The 22,976-nt window shown below is 66.3% G+C and carries 21 protein-coding genes and 1 pseudogene; 10 read left to right on the forward strand and 12 right to left on the reverse strand.

Annotated features, from left to right (window positions below; all coding sequences use genetic code 11):
- Positions 1-198 precede the first annotated feature (198 nt).
- Positions 199-591, forward strand: coding sequence for a hypothetical protein (locus tag AB4Z47_RS29110; RefSeq protein ID WP_441955648.1), 393 nt, complete (start codon positions 199-201; stop codon positions 589-591).
- Between the two features lie 289 nt (positions 592-880).
- Here the strand turns inward: AB4Z47_RS29110 and AB4Z47_RS29115 are convergent, their stop codons facing one another.
- Together AB4Z47_RS29115 and AB4Z47_RS29120 are read right to left on the reverse strand one after the other, a co-directional pair.
- Positions 881-1,684 (reverse strand): hypothetical protein, encoded by an 804-nt coding sequence (locus tag AB4Z47_RS29115; protein ID WP_441955650.1) that lies wholly within the window; start codon positions 1,682-1,684, stop codon positions 881-883.
- 5 nt (positions 1,685-1,689) lie between these two features.
- Entirely contained in the window at positions 1,690-2,844 is a 1,155-nt protein-coding gene (locus AB4Z47_RS29120) for an SMI1/KNR4 family protein (RefSeq protein WP_441955652.1), read from the reverse strand.
- A gap of 411 nt (positions 2,845-3,255) precedes the next feature.
- Here AB4Z47_RS29120 and AB4Z47_RS29125 point away from each other — a divergent pair, with 411 nt between their 5' ends.
- Positions 3,256-3,903 carry a HEAT repeat domain-containing protein gene (locus AB4Z47_RS29125; protein WP_441955654.1) on the forward strand — a complete coding sequence of 216 codons (648 nt, stop codon included), beginning with the start codon at positions 3,256-3,258 and terminating at the stop codon, positions 3,901-3,903.
- Positions 3,897-4,907 (forward strand): HEAT repeat domain-containing protein, encoded by a 1,011-nt coding sequence (locus AB4Z47_RS29130; RefSeq protein WP_441955656.1) that lies wholly within the window; start codon positions 3,897-3,899, stop codon positions 4,905-4,907. The genes AB4Z47_RS29125 and AB4Z47_RS29130 overlap by 7 nt, the downstream gene beginning before the upstream one ends.
- 248 nt (positions 4,908-5,155) lie before the next feature.
- Here the strand turns inward: AB4Z47_RS29130 and AB4Z47_RS29135 are convergent.
- Positions 5,156-5,443 (reverse strand): annotated as a pseudogene (locus AB4Z47_RS29135) (Tn3 family transposase); the annotation flags it as partial.
- A gap of 264 nt (positions 5,444-5,707) precedes the next feature.
- Between AB4Z47_RS29135 and AB4Z47_RS29140 the strand changes: the two are divergent.
- A complete protein-coding gene (locus AB4Z47_RS29140) occupies positions 5,708-6,667 on the forward strand; it encodes an alpha/beta hydrolase (protein ID WP_441955658.1) in 960 nt (319 codons plus the stop codon).
- 205 nt (positions 6,668-6,872) lie between these two features.
- Here the strand turns inward: AB4Z47_RS29140 and AB4Z47_RS29145 are convergent, their stop codons facing one another.
- The 4 genes from AB4Z47_RS29145 to AB4Z47_RS29160 all read right to left on the reverse strand — a co-directional run bounded on the left by AB4Z47_RS29145 (position 6,873) and on the right by AB4Z47_RS29160 (position 12,756).
- Positions 6,873-8,849, reverse strand: coding sequence for a neutral/alkaline ceramidase (locus tag AB4Z47_RS29145; RefSeq protein WP_441955660.1), 1,977 nt, complete (start codon positions 8,847-8,849; stop codon positions 6,873-6,875).
- A gap of 581 nt (positions 8,850-9,430) precedes the next feature.
- Complete coding sequence (locus AB4Z47_RS29150) at positions 9,431-9,838, reverse strand: DUF6294 family protein (protein ID WP_441955662.1); 408 nt, start codon at positions 9,836-9,838, stop codon at positions 9,431-9,433.
- Between the two features lie 162 nt (positions 9,839-10,000).
- Entirely contained in the window at positions 10,001-10,858 is an 858-nt protein-coding gene (locus tag AB4Z47_RS29155; RefSeq protein WP_441955664.1) for a helix-turn-helix transcriptional regulator, read from the reverse strand.
- Complete coding sequence (locus tag AB4Z47_RS29160) at positions 10,855-12,756, reverse strand: ATP-binding protein (protein WP_441955665.1); 1,902 nt, start codon at positions 12,754-12,756, stop codon at positions 10,855-10,857. Before AB4Z47_RS29160 ends, AB4Z47_RS29155 begins: the two co-directional genes overlap by 4 nt.
- A 152-nt stretch (positions 12,757-12,908) precedes the next feature.
- On the opposite strand from AB4Z47_RS29160, the gene AB4Z47_RS29165 reads away from it, so the two are divergent.
- Both AB4Z47_RS29165 and AB4Z47_RS29170 read left to right on the forward strand, forming a co-directional pair.
- Complete coding sequence (locus tag AB4Z47_RS29165) at positions 12,909-13,136, forward strand: hypothetical protein (RefSeq protein ID WP_441955666.1); 228 nt, start codon at positions 12,909-12,911, stop codon at positions 13,134-13,136.
- Between the two features lie 317 nt (positions 13,137-13,453).
- A complete protein-coding gene (locus AB4Z47_RS29170) occupies positions 13,454-14,233 on the forward strand; it encodes an enoyl-CoA hydratase-related protein (RefSeq protein WP_441955667.1) in 780 nt (259 codons plus the stop codon).
- A gap of 261 nt (positions 14,234-14,494) precedes the next feature.
- On the opposite strand, the gene AB4Z47_RS29175 is transcribed toward AB4Z47_RS29170, so the two are convergent.
- The 3 genes from AB4Z47_RS29175 to AB4Z47_RS29185 form a co-directional block, all read right to left on the reverse strand.
- The gene (locus tag AB4Z47_RS29175) at positions 14,495-14,824 is read right to left on the reverse strand and encodes an enoyl-CoA hydratase-related protein (RefSeq protein WP_441955669.1); all 330 of its coding nucleotides are present in this window, start codon (positions 14,822-14,824) and stop codon (positions 14,495-14,497) included.
- A 111-nt stretch (positions 14,825-14,935) separates the two neighbouring features.
- The gene (locus AB4Z47_RS29180) at positions 14,936-15,652 is read right to left on the reverse strand and encodes a response regulator (protein WP_441955671.1); all 717 of its coding nucleotides are present in this window, start codon (positions 15,650-15,652) and stop codon (positions 14,936-14,938) included.
- Positions 15,649-16,821: a sensor histidine kinase gene (locus tag AB4Z47_RS29185; RefSeq protein ID WP_441955673.1), complete on the reverse strand. Its 1,173-nt coding sequence runs from the start codon at positions 16,819-16,821 to the stop codon at positions 15,649-15,651. The genes AB4Z47_RS29180 and AB4Z47_RS29185 overlap by 4 nt, the downstream gene beginning before the upstream one ends.
- Before the next feature lie 295 nt (positions 16,822-17,116).
- On the opposite strand from AB4Z47_RS29185, the gene AB4Z47_RS29190 reads away from it, so the two are divergent.
- From AB4Z47_RS29190 to AB4Z47_RS29205, 4 genes are read left to right on the forward strand one after another with little or no spacing between them, the layout of a single operon-like run.
- Entirely contained in the window at positions 17,117-17,974 is an 858-nt protein-coding gene (locus AB4Z47_RS29190) for an alpha/beta fold hydrolase (RefSeq protein WP_441955681.1), read from the forward strand.
- 4 nt (positions 17,975-17,978) lie between these two features.
- Positions 17,979-18,272 carry an MMPL family transporter gene (locus AB4Z47_RS29195; RefSeq protein WP_441955683.1) on the forward strand — a complete coding sequence of 98 codons (294 nt, stop codon included), beginning with the start codon at positions 17,979-17,981 and terminating at the stop codon, positions 18,270-18,272.
- Complete coding sequence (locus AB4Z47_RS29200) at positions 18,215-19,423, forward strand: FAD-dependent monooxygenase (protein ID WP_441955675.1); 1,209 nt, start codon at positions 18,215-18,217, stop codon at positions 19,421-19,423. The genes AB4Z47_RS29195 and AB4Z47_RS29200 overlap by 58 nt, the downstream gene beginning before the upstream one ends.
- A 53-nt stretch (positions 19,424-19,476) precedes the next feature.
- Entirely contained in the window at positions 19,477-20,301 is an 825-nt protein-coding gene (locus AB4Z47_RS29205; RefSeq protein ID WP_441955677.1) for an alpha/beta fold hydrolase, read from the forward strand.
- A gap of 614 nt (positions 20,302-20,915) precedes the next feature.
- On the opposite strand, the gene AB4Z47_RS29210 is transcribed toward AB4Z47_RS29205, so the two are convergent.
- Together AB4Z47_RS29210 and AB4Z47_RS29215 are read right to left on the reverse strand one after the other, a co-directional pair.
- Entirely contained in the window at positions 20,916-22,160 is a 1,245-nt protein-coding gene (locus AB4Z47_RS29210; RefSeq protein WP_441955679.1) for a cytochrome P450, read from the reverse strand.
- Between the two features lie 655 nt (positions 22,161-22,815).
- The coding region (locus AB4Z47_RS29215) for a transposase (protein ID WP_441955685.1) at positions 22,816-22,976 on the reverse strand (161 nt) is incomplete at its 5' end.

Here is a 22,976-nt window from a genome sequence, read left to right on the forward strand (position 1 = left end):
TGCACAGTCGTCATCACCGACGGCGACTCCTACCGCATGAAAAACCGCACCAAGCGAGGTGAACGCCCCTGACCTAACACCCCACCCCCTGCAAGAGGGTGGGGACTTCACCCGGCCACCAGCGGCGACCCACAAATGGCCATTGACAGACGGTCACTGACCGCACAGGTCTCCCCGTCATGCCCCCGTGGAGGTGCTATGGACGACACTGAATCGGATCCGCAGTGGAATATCCCAGAATCACGCCGTCATGCTGCTCGTGAAGTGCTGCGGCGCCTCGTGGAACAACGCGTCGGCCCCGGGCAGACTTCTTGGCAGCTCATCGCCGATCTCGGCGTGCGGGACATCTCGATGCTCATCACGAACAACGCATTGCGCGAGCGGTTCGTCACCACCGACCACAGCACTGCTAGGGCCGAATGTCGCGCTGAACCCGCAGAGGTTTCCGATTGCGATCACGCGCGACTGTTCGCGCACTACCTCGTATCCGAACCAGACCTATCAGTTACCCAACTGATCAACGCCCTGCCCCTCATACGCAAGTGCGTCCCCGTCGAATGGGTGTGCACTCGCTCTGGCGAAACCGACTGAGCCAACGTCCATCCCGCACCGGTCGCTGACCGACTATGCACACCCACCTGGCGCGGACTACGCGAGATGACCCATCCCAAGTCCCGCCACGCCGACCGATTCGATGATGTTCGTGAGTACCGATGCTGGCAGCGCACGGACTTCAACCCGAGAATCGATTGCTCGGAACGCGCGGTAATGCCGAATTGAGTGCGCCTGCTCCGGGGGCAGACTGAGGGCCGTCATTCTGCGGCACTCAGGGTAGGTGTGGAACCGAAGCCATCAGCGATGAGCGTTCGATCGGGAGCAGTCACGTCGCCGGGTGGACCAGGGGTTTCGTGTAGGGCTGACTCCAAATCTGCAGCAGGCAACCGGAATCACTCGTATGCAAGCGCAGCCGGTAGTCGCCGTAGCCCGCGGGCAGCGGCGGCAGTTCGTGGTTGCAGCCCGTGAGTTCACACAGGTAGACGGCGCCGGTGTGGAATCTGCAGCTCAACTCGGCGATGCGCGGGTAGGAGCGGTCGGGGCCGGGGTCTTCGGGCGCCGTGACAACGGTTACCGCGATCTCGCCGTCGTAGACGGGCGCCCAGCACAGGGCCGCGCCGGGGACGGCGTCGATCAGATCGGTGGAGGTGGCATACGGTGGTATCGGGAGGATTTCGCCGATCTTGCTCGGCCGTTCGAGCAGGAAGAACTGACCGGCGCGGATGCGCAGCACAAAATCGTACCGTTCGGTGGTCGCGCGCCGATCCGGAGCGTAGTAGGAGGGAATGTCGCCGAAGCCGTGTGCGGCAAGGTATTTCGCGTACTCCGCGTCGGTGATCCGCCGCGCGCGGTCAACGATGCCGGGGACGTCTCCCGGCTCGGGGTACTCGTATTGGCCCAGCACCATGAAACCTCGCGCCTGTTCGGTGGGGCCGGGTTCCCGCCACCTGGACACCTTGATCATTCCGCAGGCCCGGCAGGCGATCCGGCTAATGTTGACGGTGTGCCCGGACTCGTCGGTCTCGGCTTCCGTTGCCACCAGGACATCGCCGTCGGGAAAGTCGTGGGGGTCACCGCAGGCATCGATGACCAACGCCATCGCCACATCGTGACGACTCGGGAATTCCATGTCGGTCACCCTCTCGGTTGGGACAGCAGTGCGCGGCCGCGCTCGGGGTTGAGCGTCTCGGCCAGGATCGGGTCGGCCAGTAGCACGATCGGCGCGATGTGGTCGGGTGTACGTGGCCGCCACCGCACCAGCGCCGCGCGCACCGCTTCCCACAGCGCGTCCGAATCGTTGGCATGCTCGCGCAGCGCCTGCCGGATCAGGGCATCGAATTCCGGATTCCCGAAATCGAGGGAGGGACCGTAGCGCCGCAGCCTGGCCTGATATTCGCCGATGACGAGATGTGTCCGATCGTCGTACATCGCCGATTGCAGGACCGTGCTCTGGTTTGGGTGCGCGTTCGCGATGTGGTCGGCGAACAGTACCGGCAGCAGTTCCGCGGTGAACAGCGGATCGTCGCGAAAATCCGCGGATTCCGGTGCCGAACCCACCCACCGGCGCAGCGACTCCCTGGTGTACATGCTGTCGCGTGCGAGGAACAGCTGTAGTTGTGTTCGCAGCACGGTGGCGCGGTCACGGCCGAACTTCTCGGCCTGCTCCAGCGCTTGCGCCGCCGCGTCCACCCCACCCGCGAGCGCGGCGCGGCGGGCCTGCTCGACCGTGACGTCCCAGCTGTTGTTGGTCTCGCCCTCGGGATGGTCGAGGCTGTGGAACGACGCGTAGAGGTCTTCCATCAGCGCGGCGAACGACGGGGACCGTGTGGGGCCTTCACCCCAGGCGAACAGTTTGTAGGCGGCCCATTCTCCGGCCGCGTCGACATCACCCGGATCGAGGAACAGGATCCCGGCGTCAGCCTCGCGCGAGATCAGCAGTCCGCGGCCCAGTGGATTGCCGTTCTCGGGGGCTGGATCCTCGTAGCAGAGGTCTTTCCAGTCCGCTTCCCAGAACGGTTCGATGTCACGCAACCAGCCGATGTCGGAAGTGTCCCGCATGCGACCGACGAAATTCCCGGCGTGCCGCCAGCCGTCGGTCGTCAGCAGGAATTCGCGGTAAGACGGCGGCAGCGTCCGCCCGATCCGCACCTCGGCCGCCGCGACCGCGTCCTCGGTCGCCGGGACGAACCCGAGCCAGCCGTCGCGCAGGATCTCCGGATTCTCCTGGCCGGGTTCGCGGCTGCGAATCCACTCCTGACTCCAGCGTGACAACCACGGCTTCCAACTCATGGTCGAGCACTATGCCAGAGAGGTACGACATGCCGACTCCGCCGCTGCCGCACGGGCAACATCCGTATCCCCTCATGGACTGATGTTCACGTAGCGGTCTTGCGGGCCAACTAGCGCGATGGTCAACTCACCGCGAAACGCACAACCGATCCTGTTCACCCAACCCACAGTTGGCGCAGTCCGGCTCCTCGCTACGAGAACGCACGATAATGCCGCTTATCGAGCGCAAGGTCGGTTGCCCGACACAAGCCAGCTCGCCCTTAAGGACCAGCGATCCCGGCTCTCCCGATGGTCAGTGACCGCCCGTACACAACCGAGCTGCCCGTGAACTTGACATTGTCACTGTGAGAAGGCCTTCACTAGCTGTCGGAGGTGGTCCCCATCAATTCGACACACAGGAATTCACAGGATATGTGGCTGCTCGAAGCGTTGGCCGCTGGGAACTCGTCGACGCGGCTGAAGGCGGCCCTGGCAATCGGTACGCATCCCGTACCCGGTTTCGTCGATGTGCTCGTGGAACGGTGCGCGATCGAGCCGGACTTCTTCGTGCGCGACATGCTCACGTGGGCGCTGACCCGCCTCCCATCGGAGATTGCGGTTCCGAAACTGCGCGCGGAACTTCGTTCCGGACGCGCACAGGCCCGGAGCCAGGCATTGCATACGCTGTCGAAGATCGGGGACAAGAACGCGTGGCCTGCAATCACGCGGTCGTTGCTGCACGATTCCGACGACGAGGTCGCGCGGAGTGCGTGGCGCGCTGCCGTCGTTCTCGCGCCCGATAGGGAGAAGGAAGGGCTGGCCGCGGAACTGGCCGCGCAATTCGGCCGCGGTGACCGGGACGTACGGCTGAGTCTCAGCCGTGCCCTCGTCGCGCTCGGCGACGTGATCGAGCCGATCCTGCAGGCGGCGATGGCAAGTCACAACCCGACGGTGCGTGCGCATGCGAGCGCCACGCAGCGGCTGCTGCACGACCCGGATGCCGGATTCGACCTCGCCGTCGATGAGGCACGACGGGTCGTCGCGCTCGGTCCGGACCAGGAGGAGGCGACTGCGTGCTGATCGGTGAGGTGGCGCGCCGCTCGGGGGTGAGCGCCCGGATGCTCAGGCACTACGACTCCCTCGGGCTGGTACGACCCACCGGCCGCACAGTGGGTGGCTACCGGGAATACGCTGCCGAAGACATCCGGCGGATCTTCCATGTGGAGGGGCTGCGATCCCTGGGACTGTCACTGCGCCAGATCGGATCCGCTCTGGACGATCCCGGATTCACCCCGTCCGTACTGGTCGGCGACCTCATCCGGAAAACCGAGGAACGACTGAACCGGGAGCAGGAGCTACTCGAGCGGCTCCGTACGGTCGTTACGGCCGAGCCCGCCAGCTGGCAGGAGGTCGCGCGCATCGTCGAGCTCCTGCACGGACTCGCATCGCCGAGTGCCGCGCGGCGGCAGCAAGCCGTCCTGGCCCCGGCCGAGGACCTGCCGATGCCCGCCGAGCTGCTGGCGGAGGCCGTCCTCATCGAATCCGATCCGAACGTTGCCGGCGCCCTGCGGTGGGCCCTCGCGAGGGCCGGCGGTGATGGTGTGGCAAGCCTGATACCCGCCATGAGCTCGGAGAACGTCGACATCCGGCGGCGCGCGGTCCTGGCGCTCGCCGAGCTGCCCGGCGACGAGGCGACCGCGGTGCTCACGGACGCGCTCGAGGATACCGACTCGACGATCCGCAGACATGCTGCTCTCGCACTGGGCGCGCGGGGTGTGACCCGAGCTGTGCCGACACTCGTCGGCACAGTGGTCGAAGGCCCGAACGATGTCGAGGCAGCCGAGATACTGGGCAACTTGGCATACGACGCAGAGTGGGCAGACCGGATCATGAGTGCGATGGTCGATGAACTCGCCGCCCACACAGCGGATTCGGCGGTGCGGATACGACTGACCCAGGCACTCGCCGAGATGCCGGGAACCATCGCGCTCAATACCCTGCAGCAACTGGCCCATGACGATGATCGGGCCGTGGCCCTCATTGCCTCGGCCCTCGCGAAAGTGCTCGAAGAACGGCCGGTCTGATGTGGAAGCCCGAGACGCCGCAGATCAGTGGACAACGTACCGGTCTACCGAATGTCCTTCGGAGACAAGCCTGCCGATGCGGAGCTACATGACGTGTTGCACCGTGCCGCCGCCTTGTCTCCGAGGCCGGGACCCTGAAGATGCTCGCTCGTCGGCTACGGGACAGGCGTGGGCGGCGGCAGTCGCGCCGAGCGTGGTTGGAACAGGGTGTCGCGGACGCGGAAAGGCTGGTAGCCAGTAGGTCCGAGTTAGGAGTGTTCGGCGTCGATATCGACCTCGATGGCGCCGAAGAAATTGATACTCTCGTTGTGCGCGGGGAGATGTGGGCGAGACACGTCGTCGTCGACGCGGCGGCCTCCGCCGCAAATCTCTTCCGCCGCGAGCCCGTAATACTCTGTCGTCCAAGCGATTACAGCGTTGTTTTCCGGGGTCAGGCACCATACTTGTTCGGTCTGCGCCTCGAGGTGGCGGGCCCGGACCATGCCCTCACGCGCGTACAGCAGGTCGCGGCGCAGTGCGTGCAGAGACTCGCCCTTTGTCGAGCTGGCGGGGCCGAGGCGATCGGCGATGATCGCCCCCGTCATCCCGCCGTAGGAACTCGACCACGGCCCGAAGCAGCCGACTTGGTATCTATAGCTAGTCGATGAGTGCATCGCGTTGCCCTGGCGCGACGATCAACGAGTTTCATGGCATTGTCGACGGGAAACAGTCACGGCCTCCGGTGGAGGCCATACGTGGATGAGGTTCGTACCATGGTTTTGCGCATGTCGGTGTTGCGAGGACGCCGGGGGTACCGGCGCATGGGATCCGTCGCAGCAGCCGCAGTGGTCGCTGTCGCACCGATGTTCATCGCGACCCCGCAGGCGAACGCGGCGGCCGTCGTCGAGCGGATCGACCGCGATGGGCAGCAATGGCAGATGTATATCCGCTCCCCTGCGATGAAGCGGACCGTTCACCTCGACGTGCTGGTGCCGGCGAATCAGTCGAAATCCCGGCCGACGGTGCTGCTGCTGGACGGAAACGGGGCGAAGGAATCCCAGCCGAACAGCACCTGGACCCTACGTGGAGGTGCCAAGGAGTTCTTCGCCGACAAGCCGGTCAATGTGGTGATGCCGGTGGGCGGTGGAGGAACGTACTACTCCGACTGGTTGAAAGACGATCCCGTACTCGGACACCAGAAGTGGGAGACCTTCCTCACCGAGGAGCTGCCGCCGTTGATCGATCGCGAGTTGAAAGGCAACGGGACCTACGCCGTTGGCGGGCTGTCGATGGGAGCGGGAGCGGCGGCCATTCTCGCCGTGCGACACCCCGACATGTTCCGAGCCCTGGCAGCCTTCAGCGGTTGCTACTCTGCTGACGGTATCGGGCAACTCTCGGTGCGCCCCGTGGTCGAAGCGAAAGGCGGAAACCCGGACAACATGTGGGGTACCGCGGGCAATCCGGAGTGGGACGCGCACGACCCGATGAAACACCTCGACGCGCTGCGCGGCAAACCAGTCCACCTGTACGTCGGCACCGGCGTGCCAGGCCTCGATGATTCCCTGTTCGACGGAAACTGGTCGTGGCCCGATGACCCGTTCCGGGCGAGCGAGATCGAACATGTCTCCCATGACTGCACCGGCGCCACCGGGACCGCCATGGGACTCTCTGGTGCCGACGTTTCAACCGACTGGGCCGCCATCGGCGTCCACTCGTGGCCGTACTGGAAGACCGCACTGCCCAAATCCTGGCCTACCCTGAAAGCGGGCCTTGGCGTATAGATTCAAGCTCGAGGCATAACAGTAGCCCTTTGTAGGCGTATGGGCCCCGGCGGCGGGTGGTTGCCCAACCGGTCGATCGCGGGCCACGGGCACCCACTCGTAGTTTTGTCTGCTCGAAGGTGTCATTGCCGATGAGTGCGTTGTGGGCAGGTTGGTCGGGGTAGATCCGTGCGGCCAGGGTGAAGGCAAATGCCTGTGGGTGTGATCATTTGCCGTGATCCTCGTCGTGGATCCGGAACTCGGGTGAGGTGCCGCTGAAGGGGACGCGGTCGCCGCCGAGATTCACGGCGTCGCCGAAGTACCGGATCCGATAGCTGCCGGGTGTTGCGTCGGCGGGGCTGTGCCAGACGATAGTGACTCGCGAGCTCTGGGCGGGGCCACGCGACCAGCTGAAGGTGGTCGTCCAGTCGCCGTCGTCGGCGATCGTTCGCCAGCGCTCCCCGTCGCGCCGCTGCACCATGAGATAAGTGCTGCCGCGATGCAGGTCGTGGTTGGGGTGCGTGCCGGCGAATTCGACGCTCACCCCCTCCCCGGCGCGATACGCCGGTGCCGGATCGGTGAGTACGTCGCCGAAGTGCCGTCCCACCGGCGGAAAGTCCGGCGGCGGTATTGCTTTCGCCGGTCGCTGCAGTTCCGACAGATCGGGCGCCGCGGTACCGGACGGTACCGTGCTGCCGTCGTGCATCGCGGTCGCGAGCTGCGCCGCGATCTGCTGCAGGGCCGGCAGCTCCCATCGACCGAACAAGGTGCTCGCGCCCTCGTAGTGCTGTGCGTCGTACTCCTCAGGAGTCGTGACGTAATGGATATAGGCGTTGCTGTATCCAGCGACCAGGACGTTGGCCAGCTCGGCGCCGAGGATGGCCGCCACCGTGCGGCGCAACCGCAGGCCGGCGGTGATCGTCACCTCGCCCGGAATACCGAGCAGATACAGCTCGCCGATCTGGATGAGTTGCACCGGAACGATCTCTTGTACGTACGGCCTGAACCGATTGAGCAGTCCGCCCGGAGCGACGATCGCCTTGGGCGCCTGCACATCCCGCAGTGCGGGCGCGAACCGGTACGCCAACCGCGACAGCAGATCCCAGCCCGGATTACGGCCTTCGTGAAAGGTCTTCCAATGGGTGGGTCCGTCGAACCCGGCGCCGGCGAAGGCGGCCGCACCCCCGGCAGGTCGGCCGGTGCGGTGCTCGCGCCCGTCTCCGGTGAACTCCGCGGACACGGTCACCGCGGACAGATCGACATGTACGAAGCGGTAATCGATGCTGCCGGCCATTCGAGGCATGTACCCTGCGGCGAGTTTCGCCGCGGCCTCGTATTGGCGCAGGCCGAGGATCCGAGTGTTCTCGAACTCGTCATCGGTAGGGCCGTGACCGGGCCTGCCGTCCAGGTTGGGCGACATATCACCGGCGTTGGTCTGCGCGAAGGCCGCGACGAAGTCGGGATCCGGGTCCGCCAGGTAGTCCACGTCCTCGACCACGCGCTCCCAATGATAGGCTGCGTATCCTTTGTTGTCGCCGCTGATCAGCGTGTTTCGGTTGGTCATCGACGTGCCGTGCGAGGCGAACCAGTTGATGGCGCCGACCGGTTCGCCCTCGCGATCGATCCGCAGTAGGGTCGTCTGGGAGTCGATGGCGTCGGGGAAGAAATCCTTGTCCTCCTGCGGATTTCGGTCGAATGCCGCACGGGAGCGATTGACGCTGGCCTCGCGCAGCTCGCCGTGGATCACACGCAAGGTGGCCGGTGCGAGATCCTCGTGTGCCCGCTCGACCGCCTCGATGATGCCGTCGACGATCGCCGCGAAGGTCTTGGGGCGGAACCCGATCGAGCTGTTGTACAACCGGTGATGCGAATAACCGCCGGGCCCGCAGTGGGTGTGAGTTGCGGTGAGCATCACGTTGGACTCGGTGTAGGTGTCGCCGAAGCGCTGAGCCAGGCGGCGCAACACCTCCTGGGTGATGCTGGAGAAGATCAGGGGCAGGTCGGTCACGACCAGCAGCACCCGCCGATCGAGGATCGGGTCCGCGAAGACGAAAGCGCGGGCGCGCAACCGGATGTGTATTCCGGCGGTCTTCTGATCGGCCTTGCCGTAGCCGAGCATGCCGACCTCGGCCGCTTCTCCGGTGATGTCGGCAATGGCGCGTCCGACCAGGTGGCGATCGGTCGAATAGTTCGTTTCCGGCATCTACCTCTGTCTTCCGTCCTGTTGGAACCGGCCCGCGGCAGCGGTCCGGACTCATTACACCGACAAACTAGCGCGGGCAAAGTCGGGATTGTGTTGTGTGACCTTTGGTTTCGCTGGTTCGATACGTCGATGGAGGGTGGTTTTCGGGGCAGGCGCAGCGGGACCGTCGACCAGAAGGTTCCCACACGATCCTGATCTTCGGAGCCCTCACCGTGCCCGCTGTGTCATCGTCTCCCATCGCCATGCTTTCGCGCCACCTCGACGCGGTGAGCGCAGTCGGTGACGAGCAGAGGCCTGATCTGCTGGAGGTGCTCGAGTCGGTCCCGATCCGCGTGAGAAGCGGGGTGGGCGGCATCGGTTCTCGTTGTTCGGGTAGCTTTTCTGGATCCGTCTAGATCCGGTGTGATCGATCCCCCCAGGGCCACCGACCTCGACGAGTGCGCGCCGCTTGGACCGGACCACAGTCTTCGGGTTGAAGACCTGTAGCCGGGTGGGATCGACCAGCACGGGTGGAACCTTGCTGTGGGCGCCCCCACGCATCACCTCGCGAGGGCGCAAGACGCTGACCTTCGGTCCACGGTTCAGCAATGCGATCGCAGACCGAGATGCGCGATCAGTGGGTACAGGCTGCGGTCGAATTCGCCCTTGGCGCGCCAGTGGTAGGTGCTGTTCTTGTCGGGCAGATTGTGAACGAAATTGTCTTGGTCGGCCGGATCGACGAAGTCGACGTTGCGCAGTCTGCCCAGCACCGCATGGTTGCTGTCCTTCAAATCCACCCACATGAGCCAGGCGTCGTTATTGGATCCGCTGGTCACGATGCCGTCGAAGTTGGCGGTCCCGTCGGAGTTGATTACCCAGCTGGCGCCGTGAAAGAGGGTGCAGTCGCCGCGTTTGATGTCGTGGTTCCAGGTGAAGGGTGGCTTGCTCTCCGGTGCGGCGGATGCCGGGGCAGCGCAGATGTTTGTACCGAGTGCGGCGAAGGCGAGCATGGCGGCTGCCATCGACGCAAGGCGGCGAGGCGTGGAAGTCGAGTTCATTGTTGTCCCCTCGGGATTCGGCTGCGGCGACGCGTGGGTGCTTCGCTGCGATCGATGGTGTCCGAACCGCCCGAGAGGAGAATCCGTACTTTCACGCAGAGACGGTACGGATGTTCAACGCTGTTCCGCCGCCCAGGCGGCGACCTGAGTGCGGTTGCTGAATCCGAGCTTGGTGAGGGTGTGCTGGACGTGACTTTCGACCGTGCGCTGGGAAATGTGCATCAGCGTGGCGATCTGCCTGTTGGTGAGGCCCTGTGCGACGTACGCAGCAACCTCGACCTCGCGACGAGTCAAGCCGCTGGGCCGATCACCGCGGATAGTGGCCGCCAGTTCGGCGGCGCGGCGGTACAGGGGCGTCATGCCCAGTTGCTCCGCGGCCGTGCCGACGCTCGCGCACAGCGCCGCGGCCTCGTCGAGATCGCCGGGACGGCGACGGCGGGCGAGGATTCGGGCCAGCTCGAATCCGGCCAGTGCGGCGTAGGGCGGCGTACGGGCGATCTCATTGGCGGCAATACCTTTTCGGAGTTCGCGCACGGCGTCATCGAGGTGCCCGCCAACGGCGAGGGCGATCCCGAGATAGGTGCGTGCTGAGCCGAAGTTCACCAGGGTCGAGGCCCCGCCGGTGACGAACAGGTCGGCGTGTGGACGCAGGCGGGCGGCCAGGTCCGCAGCGACCTCCGGATCGTCGAACATAGCCGCGAGTTCGGACCTTGTCGCCAGGGTGGTCAGTAGTGTCGGCGGCGGCACCGTGTCGATATCCGGGGCGCTGCGGAACAGGCGACGAGCGCGCTCGATATCACCGCGCTGGGCCCAGTGCACGCCATGGGCCGGCACGAGAAAGCCTGGTACGCTGCGCTCGTTTTCCTCGAACTGCTCGGCCGAGACGAGGTCGCTCTCGGTAAGTCCGTCAATGACTATCAGCGCGAAGACCGAGCTGCCGACCAGCGAGTCGTGGGTGCGTCCCTCGATCAAGCGCAGCACTTCACGGTGGCGGCGACAGCCTCGTCGAACCGGCCCCGCGAAATCGCAGTGGCCGCCGTACAGCGCAGGTAGTGCATGTGTGCGAGGGGTCGCCGCAACCGTCGCGCGAGCTGCCGCATGGGGACGAGCTCCGCTTCGGCCTCGTCCAGCCGTCCCAGCATCATCAGTGCGTCGAAGCGCCACAACCTGCCCCAGAGCAGGGTGTCGTCATCCCGCTCGGCCGCGCCGAGGGCCAGCATGCGGTCGGCCAGATCGAGCCGTTCCCGCACCCCGTCCGGACCCGAACGGGCCATCTGCCGGGAACGCAGTGCCGAGCGCAGGACGTCGGCGCCGCCGAGCCGGTCTGCCATGGCGAGCGCTTCAGCCGAGATCCGGTCGCAGTCGGCGCCGCCCGCGAATCCGGCCTCACCGGCCTGCAGTGCGAGCAGCCGCGCCCGGAGCGGACTGTCCTGCGAGGGCAGGCGGGCCAGGGCCTCGGCGGCCAGCTGTTCGCCGGTGAACGTGTCCCACGGGTCGGAGAGTCCTTCCATCGCCAGCGCGACCGCGCCGAGCGCAGACGGGTCATCGGCCGCACGGGCGACCTCGGCGGAGCGGACCAATAGCGTTGCAGCGGTTTGAATGTCGCCGTTGTGGATGAGGGCGGTGCCGTGGCGCAGCAGCAAGCGAGCCCGGTCACCCGGGTTCAGCTTCGCGTCGACCTGCAGGGCGCGCTGGTAGAAGTCGGCGGCCTGCTCCCACGCCAGGCCCGCGAGCGCCCGGTCACCCGCCCGCTCCGCCCATTCGACGGCCTTCCGCAACTCGCCGACGGGCAGCGAGGCCAACCAGTGATGTGCGATTTCGCCCGCGCGGTCGAGGGCATCGGACCGGTCGCTCAGCCACGCCGCGAGCCGGGCGTGGGCGACCGCCCGTGCCGCCGTCGGCAAGCTGGATCGCGCGCCTTCGCGAATGAGGTCGTGCCGGAATCGCCACGTATCCGCGCGGGTCAGCAGACCCGCGGCCCCCGCTTCGTCGAGCGCGCACAGCACGAGCTCGACCGGATGATCGGTCACCGCGGTGAGGGCAGGCGGATCCAGCTCGTCGCCGAGTGCGGCGGCGGTGCAGATCAATTCGCGACACGGTGTGCTGAGCCGGGCGAGCCGCGCCCGGATGGTGTCGAGCGCGCCGTCCGGTAGCGTGCTCGCGTCGCCGCCTATGAGCGGAGCCATCTCATTGACGAAGAATGGATTGCCGCCGGTACGGCGGCTCACCGCGCCGGCGACCTCGGCCGAAATGTCGTGACCGGTGGCGAGTTCCAGCTGCCGTCGCACATCCGCAGGCGGCAGTCCGGCCAGGCGAACCCGGGTATGGCCCGCCTCGTGGGAGAGCGCGGCAAGTGCGGCGGTCAGCGCCGCCCGGCAGCCGAGCTCGGTGTCACGGTAGGTCGCGACCAGCAACAGCCGGGATCCTGGTAGACCTCGGGCCACGTGCACGAGCAGCGCCAGCGATGCGGCATCGGCCCACTGCAGATCGTCCAGCGCAACGAGCAGCCCGTGCGGCTCGGCGATCTCGCGCAGCCGCTGCGCGAAGGCCTCGAACGCCGCGAATCGCGCGGTGGCCGAATCGCTTTCGGCGCTCCCGTCGGTCAGCGCGGGCGGCAGCGCACCGCCGAGCGCGCGGGCGGCCTGACGGAAGATCCAGTACGGCGGGCTGCCATTATCGTCGCTTGCTCGCCCCCAGGCGACCGGGACCCCGGCCGCATTGGCGCGCGCCCTGATCTCCTGTGCGAGGCGGGTCTTGCCGATCCCGGGTTCCCCGGTGATCACGACCAGCTGGCCGCTACCGGAACCGGCCTCGTCGAGACGAGTGGCGAGCAGCTCGGACTCGCGAACCCGCCCGACGAAAACACCCATGCCCGGGACGATATAACTCGAACCAGCACAGTGGGCAACGATCGCCTCCGCCAAAAGGCCGATTCAGCCACGAAATCGATTGCGGAGAAACAGGATCAAATCTGCGCCGCCGACAAACGCCGCCTCCGAGTCCGACCAATCGAGGTGCGCCGATGCGTGTTCTGATCTCTGGGACCAGCATCGCGGGCCTGGTACTCACTTATCAGCGCAACCGGTTCGGCGTCGGCGTCGGCGTCACCTTCGTCGAACTCACCCCGACGCTACGCAAGTTTGACTGCTATGCCGTGGATCGGTTCCGGCCCGCCATGCGGATCGTGAAGCGGATGGGGGTGATTGTTTCACAGTCGGTATGCGGGAACGCTCCACGCAGGCCCCTCTAGAAAATCGCCCCCAGGATCAAGCGCCTCGCCGACGGCGTCAGGCGAATCGAGGAGTAAGTCGAACCCGCCGAGGTCCGGGAACGGGAAGCGGCGGAAGGCGAGGAATCTGCCCCGTCGGATGCGTGAGCTGAACCGCCAGCTCCTCGGCAATCCTTCCCCTCAGCGAACGGAGACACCGCCACCGACGAGGTAGAAATTGAGGTCGACAGCTGAGGCGATGGCTCAGTGCTCTACTAAACCAGCCACTGTCAAGACGGCGTCTACCTCACCATCGCCCGCCACCAGCGGCATCGCCTGTAGAGATCTACGGTGGAGTTATGGGCGCCTTGGAGTATCAGCATGTGTTGGTCGCGCGGGACAGCGTCACGGTGCGCATCACCATGAACCGGCCGGAGCGGCGCAATGCGCTGTCGGGCGAACATCTGGCCGAACTGCTCGCCTCGTTCCGGGCCGCCGGCGAGACCGACGCCACTGGGATAGTGCTCGCGGCACACGGTCCGGTGTTCTCCGCGGGACACGATTTCGCCGACGTCGCCGCGCGCGACCTGCTCGGCGTGCGGGAACTGCTCACACTGTGCACCGAGCTCATGTCGACCATCCAGTCGGTGCCGCAGGTGGTGATCGCCCGCGTGCACGGTCTAGCTACGGCCGCCGGCTGCCAACTGGTTGCTTCATGCGACCTGGCCGTCGCCGCCGAATCGGCCTGTTTCGCGCTCCCTGGAGGCAAGGGTGGCTGGTTCTGCCACACCCCCGCAGTGCCGGTGGCCCGCGCCGTCGGCCGTAAACGACTGATGGAACTCGCCCTCACTGGCGACCCGATCGATGCCCGTACCGCCGAACAGTGGGGCCTGATCAACCGAGCAGTGCCGGACGCCGAGCTGGACACCGCCGTGTGCGAGTTGCTCGCCCGCGCTACCCGGGGCAGCCGGGCCAGCAAGGCACTCGGCAAACATACTCTCTACCGGCAACTCGATCGCCCCGAAGCAGATGCCTATGCCCTCGCACTGGAAGTCATGGCCGCCGCCGCCCAACTTCCCGGCGCCCGCGAAGGCATGGCGGCCTTCCTAGCAAAGCGCCCGCCCATCTGGTGCGATTAGCGGCACCATCCTCGTGTACTCTCATCGCCCGAACCCCACAACCGATCCAGGTTTTGTTGGCGCGCGGTCTCGCCCGCCTCACGCAGCACACTGAAATGACACCTCGAACGTGCCGCAGCTCTTGTCCTCACCAGCCCGCGCCAACTGGGGGACACCACCGCGCGCCGAACCGGATCCACCAGCGCCTCCAGGACCTGCTGCAACCGTCCGAGCGGTGGTGCGGGGGTGGGCCACGGCAAGTCCTTGGGTGAGCGTCATCTACTACGGCAAGACCGGCGAACTGATGGCGCGGGCTTCGCCGAGTCGGCGTGCCAGCAGCCAGGTGGATCCGCAGTCCGGGGACAGCCCGACCGCTGTGTAGGCCAAGCGCAGGGTGGCTTCTTGGGCCATCAGCACGATGTCGGCGGCGAGTCCGACACCGCCGCCCGCCGCGAGGAGCGCCGCAGCGATCTGGACCGGCTGCTGATGTGCGATGTGGGGTTGACGATGACCCGGCTGGCGTGGCTGATCAAACCAGCGGTGGAGGCGACCTCTAGTGCGGTGAAGACCGCGATCGAGAAGCTGGTCTGCCTGCCCGATATGGACGCTCACACCCTGGATCTGTCGATGCTGGCCGCCGAGCGGCGCCGGTTCCGGGCGGCGCTAGTTCCGCGGCGGTGCCGGGCGGGGTGCTCGGGGCCGTCCTTCCGGCGGCGCGGTGGTTCATGGCCGGAGACGTGGCGCGCGGGCCAGGCCGGTCTGGTAGGCGAGAACGACGAGTTGCGCGCGGTCGCGTGCGCCGAGCTTGGTCATGGCGTGGTTGGCATGGGTCTTGACGGTGAGCGGGCTGAGCGTGAGCTGGCGGGCGATGTCCGTGTTGGACATCCCGTCGGCGACCAGGGCAACCACCTCGCGCTCGCGTTCGGTGAGGGTGGCAAGCAGCGGCGAAGGGCGGACCGGCTCTTGGTCGTGCAATGTGAGGAACCTGGCGATGAGGCCCTTGGTGGCGGACGGCGAAAGCAGCGCGTCGCCGCGGGCGACCGTACGGATCGCGTCGATCAGGGCGTCGGGGCGCGCGCCCTTGCCAAGAAACCCACTGGCCCCTGACCGTAGGGCCTCGAAGACGTACTCGTCGATCTCGAATGTCGTCAGGATGAGCACCCGCACCCCACTGAGGCTGTCGTCGGCGGCGATGCGCCGGGTAGCGGCCAGCCCGTCAAGGCCCGGCATCCGGATGTCCATCAAAATGACGTCGGCACGTGCTTCGCGAGCGACCTGGATGGCGTCGTGGCCGGTGGCCGCTTCGCCCACTACCTCCAGCCCTGGCGCACGGTCGATCACCAGCCGCAGGCCCGCGCGGATAAGTTCTTGGTCGTCGGCGAGGACCACTCGGGTCGGTGCCATGGCGGACGCCGGCGAGGCGGGCGCGGTCCTGGTCATGAGCCCTCGATTCGCAGTGGAAGCTCGGCGAGGACGCGGTAACCTCCGTCGGGCTCCGGCCCTGCCGACAGTCGTCCGCCCAGGGCAGCCACTCGCTCTCGCATGCCCACGATGCCGTGCCCTTCAGGCGTGCCAGGGTCACCTTGGGTGACCGCCTTTCCCTGGTCCTCGACCGTCAGTCTGAGCGCCGCAGGCGCGTACCCGAGCCGCACCACCGCAGTATCGCAGTCCGTGTGCTTGCGGGTGTTGGTCAGCGACTCCTGTATGACCCGGTAGGCGGTCAGCTCCACCGCCTCGGGCAACGGCCTGGCTTGGCCGGTCACCTCGCGGGTGACCCATAGGCCCGCGCCGGCGAATGAACGGATCAGGTCGTCGAGTTGGTCAAGTCCCGGCACCGGCTCCGCCGGCTCCGTCAACTCCAGGTCGGGCTCGCGCAGCAGCCCGACGGTCAGCCGCAGGTCTTCGAGGGCTTCCTCGCTGGCCCGCTGGATGTGCGCGACCGACTCCCTGGCCTGCGACCGGTCCTCGTCATCGAGCAGGCAGGCCAGCGCGCCGGCCTGCACGTTGATCAGGGCGACATGGTGCCCGACGGCGTCGTGCAGTTCCCGGGCGATCCGCAGCCGTTCCTCGGCAACGCGGCACTTCGCCTCATCCTCCTTGGCCTGCTCGGCGCGCCTGGCACGCTCGCCGGCTTCGGCGACGTAGGCATGGTGGCTGCGGGCGGCGCTGCCGGTGGTCACTGCCAGGGCCGCCCACAGCAGCACGACGAAGCCCGTGATGCCGGGATGGGTGACGAGCGAGGCGGTGAGCAGCACCGCTTTGACGGCGACGCCGACCGCGAGCGTCCGGCCCAGACCGGAATCCAGCGCGATCGAGTACAGCACGTAGAAGACCGCCGGCAAGGTCAGCGGGTAGGCCATACCGTCCGCCATCAGCACCACCGACCCGATGACGGCGACCGCCACGGTGCCGATCGGGAACCGCCGGCGGATCACCAGGGCCGCGTAGGCCACGACGGACACCGCCCAGTTCAGCGGCTGGTGAGAACTCAGCGCATGCCGTATGTCGGCGGGGATCGTCACCACCGCGAACAGCACCATCGACATGATCGCCGAAAGCAGCAGCACCTGTTGCCTGGCCATCAGCCTGCTCAAGGCAATCGCCCACATACCTGGACTGTAAGCAATCGTCCTCGCCATCCGCGACTGAACTACTGCGAACGCAGTAGGCGAAGCCGGAGGCCGCACCGGATGGCGCGGTAACGCCATGCGTAATCGCTGCGGCTGGCCGATGACTTGGGCGGCATGAGACCCGGACGATGAGGAGCCGAACCGAAAGGAATGCAGGATCATGCCAGCCCTTGCACAACCACACCCGAGACCTACGACAAAACGCCAACGGCGCCGCATCGTCGCCTCGGCAGTCCTCCTCGCGATCATCGGGCTACTCCTGGGAAACACGGTGATGGTAGATAGGCAGGACGTCGAAGCCACCGGGAACTCGACCCTGCCTGTTGACGGCGGGAACATCTACGTGAGCCAGGATGGCCCCCGCGATGCCCCGGCCCTCGTACTGATCCACGGGCTCGGCAGTTCAATGCGCTCGTGGGATCAGGTGGTGCCGATGTTGGCCACGTCCTATCGCGTCATCGGGATCGACCTGCTCGGGCACGGCCGGTCCGCTAAACCGACCGGCGACGTCTACGCGATGGAACTGCAAGCACACCGGGTCGGCCAGGCACTGGACGAGCTCGGCGTCAAGCACGCCATCGTGGTCGGCCATTCCACCGGCGGCTACGTCGCCACAGCCCTCACCGAGCAACGAGGCGACCTGGCGACCGCGATAGCACTCATCGACACCGGACCCCGCCTGGACGCATTCGTCTCCTCCGGGGCCGTCGGCAATCTCATCTTCACCCCTGTGCTGGGGCAACTACTGTGGCGACTTCGGACCGACGGAATCATCCGCCAGGGTATGAGCTCCGCGTTCGCGCCAGGTTTCAAGAAGATCCCGCAGCAGCTAGTCGACGATACCCGCGGCATGACCTACCACGCGCTCACCGCGACATCGCACGCGTCCGACGACTACCTGCAACAGCGTCCGCTCCCGGATCGGCTCACGGGCCTCGGCAAACCACTGCTGGTGATCTTCGGCGAGCAGGACCAGAGGTTTCCATCCTCCTCCGCCGACCAATACCGCGCCGTTGCAGGCGCGAGAGTCGAGCTAGTGCCGGGTGCTGGACACTCACCCATGATCGAGGATCCGTCGCGGACCGCCACGCTTCTCCTGAGCTTCGCTGGTTCTGTACCCAGCGCTCAGTAACGACATCGCCGAGTTCGGCGTCGGCTTCGCCGCCGCCGTGGGGCTGGACGCGTTTGTCGTGCGGACGGTGCTCGTACCGGCTGTGATGCGCCTGTGCGGCCGGGCCAACTGGTGGCTACCCCGCTGGCTGGGCCGCCGCCTGCCGCACCTGGCCGCCCACAGCGAAGCAGCCCGCTGGCGTACCAGAGTCCGACCTCGTAACAGCACAAAGATGTACGAGCTTAGTAAGGAGGCTTGCTCATGCGGATTCTCATCTCCGGCGCCAGCGTTGCCGGTCCGGTGCTGGCGTATTGGCTGACCAGGCACGGCTTTTCGGCCACGGTTGTCGAGCGCGCGGCGACTCTGCGCAAGACCGGCGGCCACACGGTCGATCTGTTCCGGCCCGCTATGGACATCTCGGAGAAGATGGGCGTGCTCCCGCGCGTCGAGGAGCGGGCCGCCGGTGCGAACCGGATGACGCTCCATGCGGAGGGCGCACGGCGTCCGGTCCGGGTGGAGCTTTCCAAGATCTTCGGCGCTGCCTCCGACCGGCACGTCGAGATCATGCGCGACGACCTGAGTGAGATCTACTACGACGCCGCGTCCGACGACGTCGAGTATCTGTTCGGCGACTCGATCACCGAGATCTCGCCCGACGGCGAGGTGCGGTTCGAGACGGCCGCGTCGCGCCGCTTCGACCTCGTCGTCGGCGCGGACGGGCTGCACTCCACCGTGCGCCGCTTGGTCTTTGGTGACGAGTCGCGCTTCAGCGCCTTCGCCGGGGCCTATCTGGGAGTGCTGACTCTGCCCAACACCTCCGGCCTCGACGGTGAGCTCCTCATTCACGTCGGCGTCGGGCGCACCGCCGGCATGTACGGCGTGCGGCACCTCGGCGAGGCGCGGGCGCTGTTCCTGTTCCGCAGCGAGCGCGAACTCGACTACCACCACCGTGATCTGCCGTCGCAGAAAGAGCTGCTGCGCAGGGCATTCCGCGGCATGCACGCCGATGTGGACCGGTGGCTGGACGAACTCGACCGCACCCCGGCGTTCTACTTCGACTCGATCACCCAGCTCCGCATGGACACCTGGTCGCGGGGGCGGGTGACGCTCGTCGGCGACGCGGGCTACTGCCCCGGCCCGGCCGTCGGTGGCAGCACCGGCCTGGCCGTCGTCGGCGCATATGTCCTCGCCGGGGAGCTGGCGCGGGCTGGCGGCGACCACGAGCGCGCCTTCCCCGCCTACGAGCGCGCGATGGCGCAGCACGTACGCGGCAGCCACGCGGTCGCGCTGAGCGCGGCGAAGACCCTGATCCCCACCTCCCGCCTCGGCGTATCGGGACTGGTCCAAGGTGCCCGCCTGATTTCCGCCCTACCCGCGGGGCCCAGCCGCGCCTTCCTCCGCCTCACCACCAAGAGCGCACGCCTCCACAACTCCATGACCGTCGAGGACTACCCACCGTCACCGAACTAAACCGTCCGTGTACGTCAGCGACAAGAAAACTTCACCGAAGCTAGGAGAAAGCGATGCCACACACAAGCTCAGGGATGTACTGGGAGGAACACGGTCAGGGCTCCATGACACTTGTCGTGTTGCCGGGATTCGGCGCCTCGGTTGAGCTCATGACCGCAATGGTGCGACACCTGAGCGGGTTCCGCGTCCTGGTCTTCGACTTGCCCGGACATGGCCAGTCCGTGCGCGTGTCGGCGGACGGGGGCCTGCCCACGCTGGCCGCGACCCTGCACGACGCGATCCACGACGCGGGCGTCGACTCCTACTGCCTGGTCGGCTATTCCCTTGGTGGTGCGATCGCGGTGCGTATCGCGCTCGACCACCCGGACGAGGTGCGTGCGCTGGTCGGCGTCGTTCCGTGGAACGCCGCGGGGACGACTGCCGGGGACAAGGTGATCGCCGGCTTCGATGCCGCCTATGGCAATGTCGAGGCCCTCACGCAAGGAGTGGCAGCAATCTCGGTGGATCCCTCGAAGACCTCGAGTCTGACGAACAGCATGCTGACCGTCACCGAGCAGATGTGGCACGGCTGGCTGGCGGGCGGTGCGCTGACAAGCCAGGCCGACGAGCTACCTGAGCTACGCGTACCGACCTGCTACCTCCTCGGCGGGAAGGACGTCGTCGTAGATCAAGCCAAGCAGCTCGACGACGTGCGGCGCATCCCCGGGGGCCGGGCAGTCCTCCTGAGCGAGCTCGGCCACCTGTGTGCCCTTGAAATGCCCGACGTCGTCGCGAATGAGATCTCGAACTTCCTGGCGACGCAGATATGCACTGATCGGCCAGGGTTGCCCCGACACGTATCCACCTGTGGCGAACGCACCGACGACGTCGAGTTGTAGCGGCGTTATTGCGGGTCACGCGCCGCTGGTGGCGGTCGTCGAACTGGGTCGTGGTCTGCTGTCGCCCGGCCCGATCGATCACGGCCACGTCTGGTTCATCGTGATCGGGGATGCAGCCGGCCTGTCGGTCCGGTGCTGTTCACCGCCGCGTCGTCCGGACTGGGGCACCTGCGGCGTTGAGGTAGCCCAACCAGATACCGGCATGTGGGGTCCAGTGGCGCTCCGGCCACAGATTCGTTCCACTTCCTTGCAAGTGGAACGACCGATGCCACGCCGATCAAGTCGCCGACGATCGGCCAACAGGGCGAAACACAACGCCATTCGTTCCGGAAGTCGTTCCACCGAAAGTGTTCCGGAAGGCCCGTACGCTGACGAATTCCGGTACATTTCGGGAATAGCGAGCGCACCGGCACACCCGGCCGGCGGACTCGAACTCGGCTACGCCCGAGTCTCGACCACCAAGCAGGGCCTCGAGCGCCAGCTCGACGCCCTCGCCAACACCGGACTGCCCGACGGGCGGATTCTACGTCGACAAGAAGACCGGTGTGACCGTCGACCGGCCTGGCCAAACTGTTCGAATACGCGCCCCGGCGACACTGTCGTGGCCTGCACCCTCAACCGGCAACGGTAATCGGGAGCCGGTCGAGGCCTCGGGCCCAGATCGTCGGCCGCCAGGTCAGTTCGTCCTCTCCGATCGCCAGGCCGAAATCGCCTATTCGTGCGAGTAGTGTTTCGAACGCAACCTCGCTCTCCACGATGGCGAACGGTGCGCCGAGGCAGTAGGTGATGCCGCGGCCGAAGTCGAGATGCTCGGCATTGTGCGACCGATCCAACCGAAACACCCCAGGGTCCGGAAACTTCTCGGGGTCGCGGTTGGCAGCACCGAACAGCGCGACCAGCGACTCGCCTGCGGCCAGGTCCACGTCCCCCAACCGAGTCGCCTTCGCGGTCTGCCGCGGAACATAGGTGACCGGCGAGTCGTACCGAAGCGTCTCGGTGACGACATCGGCGACGCGCCCCGACTCCCGGCGCACCGCATCGAGTTCTCCGGGATGCCGTAACAACGCAAGCAGTCCATTGCCCACAAGGTTGGTGACATTCTCGTGCCCCGCGATGAGCAGCGTCACCGCAAGGCTGATGAGTTCGCGCTCGCTGAGCCGCTCCCCCTGCTCCTCCGCGTCCAGCAGTTCACTGAGCAGATCCTCACCTCGGCGCCTGCGCCGCAACGAGATCAGGGCGAGAAAGTAGCCCTTGAACAACGCGGCCGCCTCGATACCCCGCGCCCGAACCTCATCCGAGATGACGAAGTCAACGGTCGGAGTGATGTCATTGGTCCACGAGCGCAGCATCTCCCGATCCTCCGGCGGCACCCCGAGAATCTCGCACACCACCTGCAACGGCAGCGGGTAGGCGAATTCCGAGATGACATCAAAGGTGTCACCGCCCCGGGCCACAGCCTCGTCGAGGAGTCCGACTGCCAACTCCCGCATTCTCGGTCGCAGCCGCTCAGCTTTCTCGCGGGTGAACGATCCCGCAACCAGACGCCGCAACCGGGTGTGATCGGGTGGGTCAAGCGCGAACATGAACCGGCCCATCACATCGTTCAGGCTGTTCTGTCCGAAATTACGAGCCAGTACCTCGGCGAAGTCGCCGCGTACGAAGGTCCGGTGATCACGCAGCAGTTGATCGATATCAGCAAACCTGGTGAGAAATCGCAGATCGTTGATACCGCGATGAGCCGGGTCCAGCGTACGGAGCCGGTCGAACCACGGGTAGGGATCTCTGATCACCTCCGGTCGCGCCGGGTCGAACTCATCCGTGCGCGGATCAAAGTCCGACGCCGCCAAAATACCTGTCACAGCACACCTTTCCCACATGTCGACCTGCGGAGCCGGGCGCACGGATTCCGGTCGAACGACCGCCGATCAGCTACCCACAGACCTCGATACATGATCCCCCAAGCAGCGCATCCCCGCAGGCACAGCGCCCATCGGACTGTGCACGATGCTCGGGCAGAAGGTGGGCTGCCGGGGCTCATCGATTCGAGGGGAGGGACGAACCAGGAACGCGCCTTCGGGGCCCGGCAGTCCGTCCACCTCACCGTCCGCGTCCGGACGGTAACGAAACAAAAACCGGTCGTCCGGCAGGTGCTTTCGGACCGCGTCCACAGTGCCTCGCACACGTTGGCCGGCGCTCTGGGAGGCAGCATCAGCCGTACCCAGGATCACAATCGCGGCTTGACATCCTTATTGAGCATCTCCCTGAATCGACGGCCCGAAGCACGTGCGCATCCGGCTCGGGAGATGCCCAGTGGCGCTCTCGAGCCCGGCACGCCGCTCACCGAGACGGGTCTGGCTTCCATGTTCGATGTGTCGAGGTGGTGTGACCGACCGTCCGTTCAGCAATCGGAGAACATCTAGTGCGACGGAACCCAGGTGGGTTGGGGACGCGAGGGTGCGGACCAACGCACGTTGTCGTTTGCCAGACTCGGTGGTTCTGACGCAGATAGCGTGATCATTCCGGGGGCCGCAGAATTTCCGCAGTCGAGCCGGACTCGTTGTGGCTGAGTAGTATTCGCTTCCGGAGCAGGTCCAGGTTCGACCTTCCGAAGCACTGCCTTTTGAGGGCCTTGACCTTGTTCACGGTGCCCTCAGTTGGACCATTGCTCCAGTGCA

The sequence above is a fragment of the Nocardia sp. 2TAF39 genome (assembly GCF_052114905.1).
Lineage (GTDB): Bacteria > Actinomycetota > Actinomycetes > Mycobacteriales > Mycobacteriaceae > Nocardia.

Coding starts and splice junctions, on each gene's coding strand:
- AB4Z47_RS29120 (WP_441955652.1), bottom strand. CDS start 2,844: ATGAGTTGGAAGCCGTGGTTGTCACGCTGGAGTCAGGAGTGGATTCGC.
- AB4Z47_RS29165 (WP_441955666.1), top strand. CDS start 12,909: ATGCGTGTTCTGATCTCTGGGACCAGCATCGCGGGCCTGGTACTCACT.
- AB4Z47_RS29205 (WP_441955677.1), top strand. CDS start 19,477: ATGCCACACACAAGCTCAGGGATGTACTGGGAGGAACACGGTCAGGGC.
- AB4Z47_RS29115 (WP_441955650.1), bottom strand. CDS start 1,684: ATGGAATTCCCGAGTCGTCACGATGTGGCGATGGCGTTGGTCATCGAT.
- AB4Z47_RS29110 (WP_441955648.1), top strand. CDS start 199: ATGGACGACACTGAATCGGATCCGCAGTGGAATATCCCAGAATCACGC.
- AB4Z47_RS29125 (WP_441955654.1), top strand. CDS start 3,256: ATGTGGCTGCTCGAAGCGTTGGCCGCTGGGAACTCGTCGACGCGGCTG.
- AB4Z47_RS29150 (WP_441955662.1), bottom strand. CDS start 9,838: ATGCTCGCCTTCGCCGCACTCGGTACAAACATCTGCGCTGCCCCGGCA.
- AB4Z47_RS29160 (WP_441955665.1), bottom strand. CDS start 12,756: ATGGGTGTTTTCGTCGGGCGGGTTCGCGAGTCCGAGCTGCTCGCCACT.
- AB4Z47_RS29185 (WP_441955673.1), bottom strand. CDS start 16,821: ATGTGGGCGATTGCCTTGAGCAGGCTGATGGCCAGGCAACAGGTGCTG.
- AB4Z47_RS29145 (WP_441955660.1), bottom strand. CDS start 8,849: ATGCCGGAAACGAACTATTCGACCGATCGCCACCTGGTCGGACGCGCC.
- AB4Z47_RS29140 (WP_441955658.1), top strand. CDS start 5,708: ATGGGATCCGTCGCAGCAGCCGCAGTGGTCGCTGTCGCACCGATGTTC.
- AB4Z47_RS29190 (WP_441955681.1), top strand. CDS start 17,117: ATGGTAGATAGGCAGGACGTCGAAGCCACCGGGAACTCGACCCTGCCT.
- AB4Z47_RS29200 (WP_441955675.1), top strand. CDS start 18,215: ATGCGGATTCTCATCTCCGGCGCCAGCGTTGCCGGTCCGGTGCTGGCG.
- AB4Z47_RS29180 (WP_441955671.1), bottom strand. CDS start 15,652: ATGACCAGGACCGCGCCCGCCTCGCCGGCGTCCGCCATGGCACCGACC.
- AB4Z47_RS29170 (WP_441955667.1), top strand. CDS start 13,454: ATGGGCGCCTTGGAGTATCAGCATGTGTTGGTCGCGCGGGACAGCGTC.